We start from the raw sequence: 13,994 nt of genomic DNA on the forward strand, positions 1-13,994 counted from the left end.
GGATAGATTGTCAATGACTGACAAGGCTATGGCACACTTCGCTGGCGCCGATGCATGGGTCGAGCAGTATTTCCTGAACAGCCCCGAAGATGAGCGTGAAGAGTTCACCCCGGCAGAGTTAGAGGATTTGGCTCGCACCCACCGTGCGCTAGCTCAAATCCGCCTGCCCAAGACCCCTGTCGTTGCCGCACGCAACGACGAGTACAACACCACCCTGTACGTCGCGACCGACGACATGCCGCACATCGTCAGCTCCCTGACCGCATGCCTTGCCACGCACTTTGGTGGTTTCGTCACCATTCTTCACCCCACCTTCCTCGCTGAACGCGGCCCGGACGGTACCCTTCTGAGCCTGCGCGGCACCGGCATGCGTGGCAACCTTGCCAGTGGCGATACCGCCACTCTTGGCGTGCCCTCTCTGAAGCTCAGCGAGAACGCCCCGGCGGGTACCACTGTCGCTATTGAATCCTGGATTGCGGTTCGCCTGACCCGCTACCTCACTGAGGAAGAGCAGCGCCGCTGCGAGAAGGAAGTTGAACGCGTCCTCGCTGACGTTCGCGCCTGCCACGCCGACCTGGATGCCATGGTCACCCGCGTTTTCGACCTGGCGCAGTCCATGTACGACCTGCGCGGCGCAACCCTGGGTCATGGCGAGGAATCCTATGCCGCCAACCCGCGCGGTGTGGAGCCTGCATCCCGTGTGGAGGTGGCACAGGACTTCCTGCGCTGGCTGACCCGCGGCAACTTCGTGTTCATGGGCGTTAAGGAGCGCGTACTGGATGGCACCTCCGGCGCTATTTCCCTGGTGGACCGCCCCGGTTCGGCGCTCGGTATTCTGCGCACTACGGAGGGTAAGAGCCGCATCCCCCTTTCGGGCGAGACCCTGGAGCGTGCCCTGTTCCCGCGCCCCCTGTACATCACGAAGGCGAATTCCCGCTCCACCGTCGCACGGAACGACTACCTGGACTACATTGGTGTGCGCCGCTTCGACCTGAATGGCCGCGTGATTGGTGAGTACGTCATTCTGGGTCTGTTCACCCGTCAGTCGTACGCACTGCCCGCTATTGAGACTCCGCTGGTGCGTGAGCGTATCGCGATGGTACGCCGCCGCCTCGGCTACCACCCCGGTTCTTACTCTGACAAGGCGCTTCTGGGTGCCTTGGAGGATTACCCGCGCCTGGAGCTGCTGCACGCTTCCGCTAATGATCTGACTGATACGTTCGGCGGCATCATGGGCCTGGAGGAGCGCCGCAAGACTCGCCTGTTCCTGCGCGCCGACCGGTTCAACCGGTTTATTTCCGCCGTGGTGTACCTGCCTCGGGATCGCTACAACACGAACGTGTGCTCCCGTATCCAGCGGGTGTTCCAACAGGAATTTGATCTTAGTGCCATCGACCATGAGGTGTACCTGTCCTCCTCATCGTTGGCGCGTCTATTTTTCCGCATTCGACTCACCAACCCCAACGATGTGCCGAAGACGGATCATCAAGCTCTCGAAAAGCGACTGCAAGAAGCCGCCCGCTCCTGGGTGGAAGCAACCGCAGCTGCTATTGAGGCATGGAAACCCGGAGCGGCAGGCCGCCGACTCGCATCAGCCTGGGCAGATGCGACTAGTGCAGCCTACCGAGCCGATTACACAGTAGAACAAGCAATCGAGGATATCGTGATTCTTGAATCTCTCTCGGGCCAGAAGCCCGCCGCAATCAAGGTTGAAGCCGGCGAAGCCAACACCACCCGACTGAAGACCTACCTGTCCGCACCTCACACCCTCACCGAGCTGCTGCCGGTTATGCAGAATATGGGCCTGGTCGTTGTTGATCAGAAGCCCTACGAGTTCAAGCCTGAGGACGGCGAAGACTACGGCTACCTCTACGACTTTGGGGTTCAGTTCCCCGAGGGCGTGGATGCAAACGCTGTGGCTTCCCTTTACGAGGACGCCCTGAACGCCTACCTGCTCGGTGAGCGCGAGTCCGATACCCTGGACCGCCTGATCCTGGCTGAGGGCCTGACCTGGCAGGAAGTACGTCTGTTCCGTGCCCTGAACCACTACCTGATTCAGCTGGGCCTGGGCTACACTCCGTCCTTCATGTCGAACACCCTGCTCGCTAACCCGGCCATCACCAAGCACCTGGTCGAGTTCTTCGAGGTCAGCTTCGACCCGAACAACGGTCTCAACGATGAGCAGCGTAACGCACGCCGTGACGAAATCGAAGCAGCCCTGGTTGAGGAACTGAACCAGATCCCCACCCTGGACGCTGACCGCTACCTGCGTTCCCTCGGCAAGGTTATCCGCGCTATCCTGCGCACCAACGCATACCTTGCTGACCGCCCCGCACTCGCATTCAAGGTGGCGCCGCAGGAGATCGACTTCGCACCCCTGCCCCGCCCCAAGTTCGAGATCTTCGTCTACTCCCCGCGCGTTGAGGGTGTTCACCTGCGCTTCGGTAGCGTTGCACGTGGTGGCCTGCGCTGGTCGGATCGCCGTGACGACTTCCGCACCGAGGTGCTCGGCCTGGTCAAGGCCCAGATGGTGAAGAACGCCGTCATTATCCCCACCGGCGCGAAGGGTGGCTTCTACCCCAAGCAGCTGCCCGACCCCGCAGTGGATCGTGACGCATGGATCACCGAGGGCCGCGAGTCCTACAAGGTCTTCATCGGCTCCCTGCTGGACGTCACCGACAACCTCTCCGTTGGTGCTGACGGCTCCGAGACTGTTGTCCGCCCCGAGGGTGTTGTAGCACGCGACGCTGACGACTACTACCTGGTGGTCGCAGCGGATAAGGGCACTGCAGCATTCTCCGACACCGCAAACGCAATCAGCCTGGAGCGCGGCTTCTGGCTGGGCGACGCCTTCGCATCCGGCGGCTCCGTCGGTTACGACCACAAGGCAATGGGCATCACCGCACGCGGTGCTTGGGAGTCCGTCAAGCGTCACTTCGCTGAGCTCGGTCACGACGCTCAGACCGAGGAGTTCACCGCAGTCGGCATTGGCGACATGTCCGGTGACGTGTTCGGTAACGGTCTGCTCCGTTCCAAGGCAACCCGCCTGGTCGCAGCATTCGACCACCGCGACATCTTCCTGGACCCGAACCCCAACGCGGCTGTGTCCTTCGACGAGCGTCAGCGCCTGTACGATCTGCCCCGTTCCTCGTGGCAGGACTACAACCGCGACCTGATTTCCGCCGGTGGTGGCGTGTACTCTCGCGGTCTGAAGTCCATTGAGATCACCCCCGAGGTGCGCGAGGTACTGGGCCTGGACGAGTCCGTCACCGAGCTGGCACCGACCGAGCTGATTTCTGCCATCCTCAAGGCACCGGTCGACCTGATTTACAACGGCGGTATCGGTACCTACGTGAAGGCTTCCACCGAGACCCACGCACAGGTGGGCGACAAGGCTAACGACGCACTGCGCGTCGACGGCAAGGACCTGCGCGCCAAGATCGTTGGCGAGGGCGGTAACCTCGGCTTCACCCAGCTGGGTCGTATTGAGGCTGCACGCAACGGTGTCATCCTCAACACCGACGCAATCGACAACTCCGCAGGTGTGGAAACCAGTGACCGCGAGGTCAACATCAAGATCCTGGTGGACCGCCTCGTGGCACACGGCGAACTGCCCGTTGAAGAGCGTGCTTCCTTCATCGAGTCCCTGCAGGACGAGGTGGGCGGCAAGGTTCTCGAGACCAACGTTGAGCAGAACGTTCTGCTGCAGGGTGAGTTCCACGGTTCCTTCCTGGGCACCAACCTGTACAAGCGCCTCATGCACGACCTGGAGGAACACGCCGGTCTGAACCGCGCCGTCGAGTTCCTGCCCACCGACGAGGAGCTGGACGCACGCCTGGAGACCACCGGCGACCGTCTGACCCGCCCCGAGCTGTCCGTCCTGGCTGCGTACGTGAAGATTTACCTCACCCACGCACTGGAGCAGACCGACTTCGCGGACGACCCCTACCTGGAAGGCGTTCTGCGCAGCTACTTCCCGGCAGCACTGGTTGAGCGCTTCGGTCAGCACCTGGACTCGCACCCGCTGCGTAAGGAAATCATCTGCACCCGCGTCGCTAACGAGCTGGTCAACATCGGCGGTATCACCTTCGCATACCGCGTGATGGAGGAGTTCAACGTCGGTATCGATTCCGTCGCACGCGCCTTCATCGTCGCTCGCGAGCTCTTCGAGCTGGGCACCGCAGCTAAGCTGCACCGCGAACTGCCCCCGAAGACCCCGCTGGATGCATGGTTCACCGTTCTGCGCGACAACCAGCGCGTTCTGGATCGTGCTGTCCGCTGGTTCATCACCGAGCGTGGCGTGGTTGCTGGCACCAGCATCTCTGAGCTGCTGGAGATCTTCGGCTCCGTCGTCGAGATGCGCCGTAACCTGCCCGAGTACCTCTCCGGCACCTCCCGCGACCGTGTTCGTGCAAAGCGCGACGCAGGCGAGGCATGGGGCCTGCCCGAGGAACTCATCGTCATCTGGATCCGCGGCTTCGAGGGCTACGCCCTGCTGGACGTCATCCGTGCGGCACGCGACCACGACTTCGAGGCAACCTCGCTGGCACCGGTCTACTTCGCAACCTACAACCGCTTCACCGTGGACGAGCTGCTCGGCCTCATCTCCGACCTGCCCCGCAACGACCGCTGGGAGATCCTGGCACGTCAGGCACTGCGCGGCAGCCTCTACGAGACCGCAGCAGAGCTGGCACTGTCCGTGGCTGAGGGCGCCAAGGGCGACTTCTCCACTGTTGACGGCGCCCAGAAGGCACTGGCTGAGTGGATTGAGAGCCACCCGACCCGCGTCGGCAACATCGACCGCGTCCTGAAGGAGATCCGCGAAGCTGCTCCCGATGCATCCGGTCACCCGCGCCTGGCTGTAGTGTCTGTGGCACTGCGTACTCTCTCGAGCGCATCCTAATCAGCTAAGACCCTTACGGGTCGCTGTATAAAGCATCCCGGTTCTCTCCAATCGGAGGGGCCGGGATGCTTTTGCACAGGGGGAGTTTGTACAGGGGGAGGGATACCGCAAAATCTATGCAGAAAAACCCCTCTGACAAGGAACGATACGTTTTTACACTAAATGTAGTGTGGAAATGTGTTCTAAATCCCGCCAAATATCAAGTAGAGGGTTAAGGAAACCAAAGGTTTTAGTTGATGTATGCCGTATATTGATTCACGGCGGCATCACTGCAAGCTCACTGTATGCCAAAGGGACCCGGCACCATCGTCATGACGAATCCCCACCCTGCGGCACGTGAGGCGGTGCTACCAACCAAAAACACACTGCCCCTAATCTTTACGATTATTGACTGAAAGTCTGCAAGATTGTCCACCAACCACGGTACTGAGGAAAAAAGCAACAGCGCATGGCGCCTCCTCATTAACTTTCTGCTTTACGTCTCTCCGGTCGCACTGCTGACCACCGTCTTCCCCATCGTCACCCCGACCATTAACCGGTACAACCTCGATGGTGTACCCCTGATTCAGGTCATCCTTGCGGCATCCATTACCGTTCCTTGGCTCAGCCAGGCGGCCTGCCTGCCCCTGTACCGTGCTATCCAGATGGAGCACAAGAAGATTGCGGACGCCCGCGAAGGCCTGCGTATTCACGCTGAAACCCTTGAGCATCAGCTCAAGCGCGCCGAAGCACGCGCCGTACGCGCACGCATGTCCGAGCCGCAGTTCCAGGACATTACCGACCTGACCGCGTTCACCCGCAACTGGCTCTATCTCTTCTTCATGACCATGCCGCTGGTGCTGCTCTTCGCAATTCCGGTCGCCCTCGTTCTTCACTGGAGCCCGACTGCATTTGGTGCGTTCTTTGTCCTGGGTGTTCTCAACATTGCGTTCGCGCAGCTGCTGGTCATCCCGAACCTCGCGAAGAACCGCATTATCTGGTTTATCGCGTGGCTTGGCTACACTCTTGCCCTGTACTTCTTCCCCGTCATCTGGTTCCTGCCGCCGCTGGTTGGTTCGCTCATCCTGCTGGTGAGCCTCGGCAAGGACCTGGTGCACCTGCTGCACTTCGCACGCATCCCGATTAAGGACATTGCGCTCGACGCCTTGCGCGGCTTCTTCACCGGCTCCATCATCTGGGCTGATAAGTACATGCTCTTCCTGGTTACCGGCGGCGAGATCAACGTCGTGGCAATCTACCTGAGCCTGATTCCCTGCGTTATCGCTTACAACTACTTCTTCGTGGTGGAGGCAGACCGCGTCAACGCAAGCATCCAGCACCTGTGGACCATCTTCGACCGCCTGCCCTACAAAGGCGTTCAGGAGGAGTCCTCCAAGGCTCTGCGCACCTCCAACCACGCTATCCGCAACTCCCTGATGATTTACATCGCCAGCGCTATCGTTACCGGCATCCTGATGTTCATCTTCCTGCCGCAGTCCTACCCGCTGGCGCTCTCCGGCCTGGTCGTGGCGTTCCTCTTCGTTGCAGTGGCACTGCTGATCTACCAGATTGAGTACATGACCATGTACGTCACTGTGCAGCTGCTCTCCGCGGCGCACCTGGTGCTGCTCTTCATCTCCTTCATGATTCTGCCCAACGAGACCGGCTACCTGCCCATCATCGTGGGCGAGGCTGTGCTCGCCTTCGCCTGCTACCGCGTCTACCGTCAGGCGTGGGCAGCCCCCGAGTACTCCCTCTTCTGGCGTCGAGCCCTCGCCTGGTAAGAACCGCACGGTCCGCGAAAGATACATACGACAATGACTGAACAGATGTACCGAAACCACTACGCGCCGCTGCAGCTTCCGGCTCCCGGCCCCCACTACAGCGACTCCGAATACCCGGACGTTGACGTCGCCATCATCATGGAATCCACCTACCCCTACCTCAAGGGTGGTGTGTCCGCGGTGGTGCACGATATTGTCTGCGAAAACCCGGATCTGACCTACGGCATTATTCACATCGCCTGGGATAAGAACTCCCCCCACGAAGACCTCTACGGCATGCCCGAGAACGTCAAGTGGGTCAAGGTGCTGTACCTGAGCCTGGAAGTCAACCGTGAGGCCTTCGCGGAAGCCTGCGATCCCTCCGCACTGCGCATGAACTTTGCGGAGCGTCAGGCACTCACCAACCGCCTCATGGACGGCTTCAGCGCCCTCATCGCCGGCGACGTGAACCCCCTCTGGAAGCTCTACGACGAGGGCATCAACCCCGCAACCCGCAGCTACAACCTCTTCGGCCTCTTCGGAACCCGCGAGTTCATGCAGGCGATTGCGGGTCTGGGCTTCTTCTCCGAGGTGCCCTTCGGTGAGCTCTTCTGGAAGGTGCGCGACTTCGTCTCCATCCTCTTTGCAATCCTGCACGAGCGGATGCCGCACGCCCGCGTCTACCACGCCCACACCACCGGCTACGCGGCACTCATCGCCGCCGCCGCCGCACGTGACCACGGCACCAGCTTCTTGCTGACCGAGCACAACCTCTACATTCGCGACACCGTGAACACCAAGCTCGAACGCAACATGGCGAAGCCCGTCACCACCGACTACGCCTTCCTCAACGAGGAGCGTGAGCACCCCGGCCTGGGCCCGGTCACCCTCGACGAGCGTGCCTGGTCCGTCTGGTTCGTCGAAATGGGACGCTTCTGCTACCCCAGCGCCGACATGGCAACCTACCTGTACCCCAAGGCTCTGGAAGAGGCACGCGGTATTGGCACGCCCATCGACCAGATGAACGAGGGCGAGAAGGACCGCGCGATCATTCTGCCCAACGGTATGCTCATCGAGTCCGTGGCGGAAGCCTACTACGCCCGCCAGGCGGCGCGTGCCCGCATCCTCGCTGAGGGTCGCGGCCACGTGTGGCGCTTCGTGTTCATCGCCCGCGTGGTGCCCATTAAGGGCCTGACCGACCTGATTCGCTCCCTCGCGGTGCTGCGCGATCAGGGCCTGGTGAACTTCCACCTGGACGTGCTCGGTCCCAAGGACCACCTGCCCGAGTACTACGAGCTGTGCCTGCGCACCATCGAAGAGCTCAACATGGGCGAGTACATCACCTTCCACGGCACCGTGAACGTGCGTGCGATGCTCGACCGCTTCGACCTGCTGCTTATGCCCAGCTACAATGAGGGTCAGCCGATTGTGGCGCTCGAGGCGATGGCTGCGTCCATCCCGCTGGTCAGCACCGACGTGGGCGGTATGTCCCAGCTCATCGACGATGTGCTGGTCGCCCCCGACGGCCACGAAATCGGTAACTGCGGTATCTTGACCATCCCCGGCGATATTCACGGCTTCGCGGCGGCGCTGCGCACCCTCATGGAGGAGCCCAGCATCTACGAACGCTACTGTGTGAACGCCTACGACCGTATCGTCAGCTTCTTCCAGCTGCGACTGGTCATGGACCGCTACAACACGATCTACCGCGAGCTGGGCAAGCTGCCCCCTCGCGCCCCCGAATTCGACCCGGAGTACGATGGCGAATAAACTCACCCGCTTGGGCGGACCCGGCAAATTTGGTGCCTGGGTCCGCTACGGCGGTAAGCCCATTACCCAGCAGCAGCTCGATTTTGCGGTCAAGAACTACTCTGTCGCAATCCTGCAGCCCTGGGAACTGGACGCGGCACGCTATCTGAAGAAGCGTGCACCTCAAATGGTGGTGCTGGCGTACAAGTGCCTGTCCTCCACCCGCTCTTATGAGCCCGGCCCGATCTATTCTTCGGGTGTCTCTTACCCGCTGGCGCAGTCGATGGCGAACTCCGGTAAGGATTTCTTCGCCCACCGCCTCAACGGTGACCGTATCGAGTGGAAGGGCTACCCCAAGCACTTCCAGATGCAGGTGTGGAACGCCGACTATCGTTGGCACTGGGTGGACGCTGTGGTGCGCGAAATGCGCGACTCACCCTTTGACGGGGTCATGGCTGATAACGATGTGGAGAACGATTACTACGGTCTGGACCTGCCCATCCAGGGCGTGGAGTCCATGACGAAGATCCGTGAGCACCTGGATTTTCTGGTTGCGTACGCCGGTATTGAGCTGAATAAGATTGGCAAGATTCTGGTGCCCAATATTGCTGAGTCTCGTCTGCGTTACGGCAAGTGGGAGCGTCACAGCGCCTACGGTGGCGGCTTTGAGGAGGTGTGGCTCGGCTGGGGTCCGAACGACTACCTGTCTTCGCCTTACGCCGTGATGCAGGGCCGCGAGATTGCGAACGGCTCGGCGGGCGACGTGAACCTGGGTACTACTTTTGCGGGTTTGGGTGGCCGTAGCGCCGCCTCGCAGAAGAAGGTGACGATTCTGCGCACCCCGCTCAGCGACCGTAAGGCTCCGATTACCGGCACGGATGAGAATTTCCTCTACGGTTTGGCGGGCTTCTGGGTGTTCGGTGGAGGTGCCTTCACCGGCATCAGTGCAACCCACCACGACGCCTACGACGAGATCCCGCACGCCCCGGAGCTCTCCTACGACCTGGGAGATCCGGTCGGCGGTATTATCGCTCAGAAGACCGCTCAGACTCGTGCCTTTACTCGTGGTTGGGCTGCTCTGAACACCGGCTCGAAGGATGTGACCGTGACGGTTCCCTCTAATCTGGTGGATGCGGCAAACCGCCCGGTGCCCTCGAGCTTCATGCTACGGGCGCATCAGGGTGTGGTGTACCGCCGTAAGGCGTAATTTACCGCTCACGTAGTTCTTCGGAGCCTCTGTGCGGCACCGCTTATTTGCGTATATAACCTCATAAACAAACCCACCGGCAATATAACCAATTGGCTATATGTACCGGTGGGTTTGTTATATGTGTGCTAGATGAGCTGGGGTAGCTTACTTAGCAGGGTAGGAGGGGACGTCGTAGCCGCCCATACGCTCCAGAACGCGAATCACCTGGCAGGAGTAACCGAACTCGTTGTCGTACCAGACGTAGACAATTGCGGAGTCATCGGTCACCACGGTAGCCAGCGAGTCCACAACACCTGCGGTGCGGGAACCCACGAAGTCGGTGGAAACAGCCTCGGGGGAATCCGAGTAGCCCACCTGGCGGCGCAGCTCGCCGTCGATGGACTCGCGGCGGAACAGCTCGTTCAGCTCCTCAGCGGAACCTGCGGGCTTGGTCAGCTTCACGTTCAGGATTGCCATGGAGACGTCCGGGGTGGGAACGCGGATAGCGTTACCGGTCAGCTTGCCTTCCAGCTGCGGCAGAGCCTTAGAAACAGCCTTTGCAGCACCGGTCTCGGTGATGACCATGTTCAGCACAGCGGAGCGACCGCGGCGGTCACCCTTGTGGAAGTTGTCAATCAGGTTCTGATCGTTGGTGAATGCGTGAACGGTCTCAACGTGGCCGCGCTCAACACCGTATGCGTCATCCAGAACCTTCAGTGCCGGAGTAATCGCGTTGGTGGTGCAGGATGCTGCGGAGAGGATCTTGTCCTCATCGGTGATGACGTTGTCGTTCACGCCGAACACGATGTTCTTCATGTCGCCCTTACCGGGAGCGGTCAGCAGAACACGAGAAATGCCGGGGCGGTTCAGGTGCTGCTCAAGGCCCGGAACGTCGCGCCAGCGGCCGGTGTTGTCCACCAGCAGAGCGTCGTTGATGCCGTACTCGGTGTAGTCAACGGTGGTCGGGTCGGAGGAGTAAATGAAGCGAACCGGAACACCGTTAGCGATGATGGTGCTGTTCTCTTCGTCTACCTCAATAACGCCCTTGAAGGGGCCGTGAACCGAGTCGCGCTCCAGCAGGGATGCACGCTTGACCAGGTCCTTGTCACCATTCTTACGCACCACAACAGCGCGCAGGTTCAGGCCAGAACCCAGCGGCGAGGAGGAACGCTCCAGCAGAATACGAGCCAGCAGGCGACCAATACGACCGAAGCCGTACAGCACAACGTCCTGCTCCTTGGGCTGGTCGCCCTGGTGGTTCACGGAGGAACCCAGCTGCTCGGGCAGCCACATGGACAGCTCGGGGGAGCCAGCCTCACGGTGAGCCTTGTGCAGAGCAGCAATGTTAATCGAGCATGCACCCAGGTTCAGCTCAGCCAGAGCGCGAACCAGCTCCAGGGTGTGTGCGGGGTTCAGAGGTGCACCATCAATGTGGGATACGAAATCGTGCAGCTTCAGCAGCTCAATGACAGACTTGTTGACCAGGCTACGGCCGTGAATGCTCAGCACCACACCGTTCTCGCGGTGCAGCTTACCGATGAGGGGGATCAGCTCCTCTGCGGTAGCCTCACGGTTAACCCAGGTAGCGGTTGCAGTCGTCACGTATGACCTTCTTCCTAACTTCGTCGTTGGAGGGTAGGCGCGACGGTGCTGTCGCGTCAATACCGTGCCGGGCGTTAAAGACCCGGCGTCGGTTTAAGTCTAACCCGTGCGAACCCCTCTAGAGCCTCAAAATCAGCGATATTGAGGCTAAAAGTCAGAAGAGGTAAAAGTCAGTTCCTGCACCCGCCCGGCAAGCCAACACAAGCCCTCAAAAGGAAAAGTAAAACCACTTCAAATACCCACAAAAACACACCCCACGACATGGGAAAACATAGGTAAAATTGAAACCATGTTGACTGTAATCGGTGAAGCACTCGTAGACGTCGTCCACCAGCACGACGGAGAAACCCGCGCCTACCCCGGCGGATCGCCCATGAACGTAGCCGTCGGTGCACGCCGCCTCGGCCACCCCACCAACTTCGTCGGCCACTACGGCCCCGACGCCTACGGCAAGAGCATTGACGCACACCTGGAAGCATCCCAGGTGACCCTGCCCTTCGAACACAGTGCTGAACGCACCTCCGTCGCCCAGGCAACCATCGGTGCCGACGGCGCGGCAGAGTACGAATTCGACATCACCTGGTCCCTCGAATCCGTCGCCGAGAAGCTCACCGAACTGGCACGCACCTCCGATGCAGTCCACACCGGATCCATCGCCGCCATGCTCGAACCCGGCGCGCACGTGGTCGCCGCAGCCTTCGAAGCCGCCCGCGACAGCGCCCTGCTCAGCTACGACCCGAACTGCCGCCCCACCCTCATCCACAACGTCGACGAGGGCCGCGCCTGGGCTGAAAAGTTCGTGTCCCTCTCCACCGTCGTCAAGGCATCTGACGAGGACCTGCAGTGGCTCTACCCCGACCGCTCCCTCGACGACACCGCACGCGCATGGCTTGACCTCGGCGCCGAGCTGATGGTCATCACCCGCGGCGAGGACGGCCCCATCGCCTACAGCAAGAAGTACCCCGAGGGCATCAGCCAGCCCGCACACCGCGTTGAGGTTGCGGACACCGTCGGCGCCGGCGACTCCCTCATGGCGGCACTCATCGCGGGTCTGCTCGACCGCGGTATCGCCGGCGCTGAGGCGCGCACCAAGGTCGCCGCACTGACCGCCGAAGACATCGCCGACCTGCTGCGTTTCTCCGCAACCGCAGCCGGCATCACCGTTTCCCGCGCGGGCGCTAACCCGCCCACCCGCGAAGAACTCGACGCCGTACTCAACGGCTAAATAATCTACGCCTCGCCGGCGGATAGCTCACTCTGTCCGCCGGCGTCGCCATATCCACCCGCACCCCACCATTGAGGAACATCATGACCAACATCGGCACCGCACCCCTGCCCCGCGAACCCTACGCGGGCCTGCCCGAACTGCCCGAATTCACCCTGACCTCCACCGACATTCAGGACGGCGGCACCGCACCCGAATGGATGCGCTCCGCCCTCTTCGGCGTGGCAGGCGGTCAGGACCGCTCCCCGCAGCTGTCCTGGAACGGCTTCCCCGAGGGCACCAAGTCCTTCGTGCTGACCTGCTTCGACCCGGATGCGCCGGTCCCCAGCGGCTTCTGGCACTGGACTGTCTCCAATATTCCCGCCAACGTGACCAGCATTGACACCGGCGCTGATGCACCCGCCGGCGCCCTGACGCACCGCAACGACGCCGGTGTGGCGGGCTTCCTGGGGGCTGCCCCTCCGGCTGGTCACGGCCCGCACCGCTACATCTTCTGCGTCACCGCCGTGGACGTGGAGAAGCTCGACATTGACGAGAACGCCAGCCCCGCCGTCGTGAACTTTAACCTGCTCGGCCACGGTTTGGGTCGCGCGTTCCTGACCGTCACCTACGCGGAACCGGCGGCATAGCGGCACACCGGCTCGCTGGCACAGTCTAACGAGCCCCGCGCCCTAACCAGCCCTGCACCCTGCCCAGCACCGATACACCCCACCACTGAAGGCAAACACTGCATGATTAAACTCATCGCCAGCGACCTGGATGGCACCCTCATCGGGCACGATTTCCGGTTCCGTCCGCGGACCCTGCGCGCCCTTGAGGCTGCCCGCGCCGCCGGGATCGATATCGTCTTCGTTACCGGCCGCCCGAGCCGCTGGCTCACGCCCCTACGCGAGCAGACCGACTTTGACTCCTACGCCATCTGCTCTAACGGTGCCGTGGTGTACCACCTGGGCGCGAACGAGGTAGAAGAGATCAACGGCGCAGATCCCGCGGTGATTGCCCGCACCCACGAGCTGCTGGAGCCCATGTTCCCCGACGCCACCTACACCCTGGAAACCGTAGACACCGTCTATATTCAGGGGCCTCACGACGGCGGTGAGGTGCTTGAGGGCGCCCGCGTTATTGAGTCGAGTATTGCTGATTCCCTGGAACGAATTGGCTCAACCCCGGTCATTAAGTACCTGATCCGTGTGCCCGGCATGGACCCGGATATTCTGCAGGCGCGCGTGCATCAGGCGGTGGGTTCGCTGGTGTCGGTGACCCGCGGCGTAGTTGGTGAACCGCTCGTTGAGATGGGTTCTAAGACTGTGAATAAGGGGCGGATCTTGGAGAAGTTCGCGGCACGCCACGGCATTGAGGCGCACGAGGTGATGGCGTTTGGTGACATGCCGAATGACGCTGAGATGCTTTGCTGGGCGGGGGAGGGCTTCGCCATGGCGTCGGGTCAGCCGGCACTCATTGCGAAGGTGGGGCGCACCTGCCCGTCCTTCCACGAGGACGGTGTGGCGCAGACGATTGAGGCGATGCTCGCCGAACGGTCCTAGGTGCCTAGCACTAGCTATCCAGCACGAGCCCTCCGGTGCT

Annotated in this window: 8 protein-coding genes; 7 read left to right on the plus strand and 1 reads right to left on the minus strand. The window is 61.4% G+C overall.

The features are described 5' to 3' along the window. The first annotated feature begins 13 nt into the window (after positions 1–13). From LPB405_RS04855 to LPB405_RS04870, 4 genes are all read left to right on the plus strand, one after another. The gene (locus tag LPB405_RS04855; RefSeq protein WP_219100342.1) at positions 14–4,903 is read left to right on the plus strand and encodes an NAD-glutamate dehydrogenase; all 4,890 of its coding nucleotides are present in this window, start codon (positions 14–16) and stop codon (positions 4,901–4,903) included. 407 nt (positions 4,904–5,310) lie between these two features. Beyond that, on the plus strand, positions 5,311–6,666 hold the full coding sequence (locus LPB405_RS04860) for a hypothetical protein (protein WP_219100344.1): 1,356 nt from the start codon (positions 5,311–5,313) through the stop codon (positions 6,664–6,666). Between the two features lie 33 nt (positions 6,667–6,699). Further along, on the plus strand, positions 6,700–8,415 hold the full coding sequence (pelF, locus tag LPB405_RS04865; protein ID WP_219100346.1) for a GT4 family glycosyltransferase PelF: 1,716 nt from the start codon (positions 6,700–6,702) through the stop codon (positions 8,413–8,415). Next, on the plus strand, positions 8,405–9,601 hold the full coding sequence (locus LPB405_RS04870; RefSeq protein ID WP_219100348.1) for a putative glycoside hydrolase family 15 protein: 1,197 nt from the start codon (positions 8,405–8,407) through the stop codon (positions 9,599–9,601). The genes pelF and LPB405_RS04870 overlap by 11 nt, the downstream gene beginning before the upstream one ends. A gap of 147 nt (positions 9,602–9,748) precedes the next feature. Here the strand turns inward: LPB405_RS04870 and LPB405_RS04875 are convergent, their stop codons facing one another. Beyond that, positions 9,749–11,185, minus strand: coding sequence for a glyceraldehyde-3-phosphate dehydrogenase (locus tag LPB405_RS04875; protein ID WP_049340110.1), 1,437 nt, complete (start codon positions 11,183–11,185; stop codon positions 9,749–9,751). A 289-nt stretch (positions 11,186–11,474) separates the two neighbouring features. Between LPB405_RS04875 and LPB405_RS04880 the strand changes: the two genes are divergently transcribed. From LPB405_RS04880 to LPB405_RS04890, 3 genes are all read left to right on the plus strand, one after another. Then, positions 11,475–12,410 (plus strand): carbohydrate kinase family protein, encoded by a 936-nt coding sequence (locus tag LPB405_RS04880; RefSeq protein ID WP_219100350.1) that lies wholly within the window; start codon positions 11,475–11,477, stop codon positions 12,408–12,410. 83 nt (positions 12,411–12,493) lie between these two features. Continuing rightward, a complete protein-coding gene (locus LPB405_RS04885) occupies positions 12,494–13,039 on the plus strand; it encodes a YbhB/YbcL family Raf kinase inhibitor-like protein (protein ID WP_219100352.1) in 546 nt (181 codons plus the stop codon). A gap of 102 nt (positions 13,040–13,141) precedes the next feature. After that, positions 13,142–13,954 carry an HAD-IIB family hydrolase gene (locus LPB405_RS04890; protein ID WP_219100354.1) on the plus strand — a complete coding sequence of 271 codons (813 nt, stop codon included), beginning with the start codon at positions 13,142–13,144 and terminating at the stop codon, positions 13,952–13,954. The last annotated feature ends 40 nt before the right edge of the window (positions 13,955–13,994 follow it).

The organism is Rothia mucilaginosa (genome assembly GCF_019334805.1).
Taxonomy (GTDB): domain Bacteria; phylum Actinomycetota; class Actinomycetes; order Actinomycetales; family Micrococcaceae; genus Rothia; species Rothia mucilaginosa_C.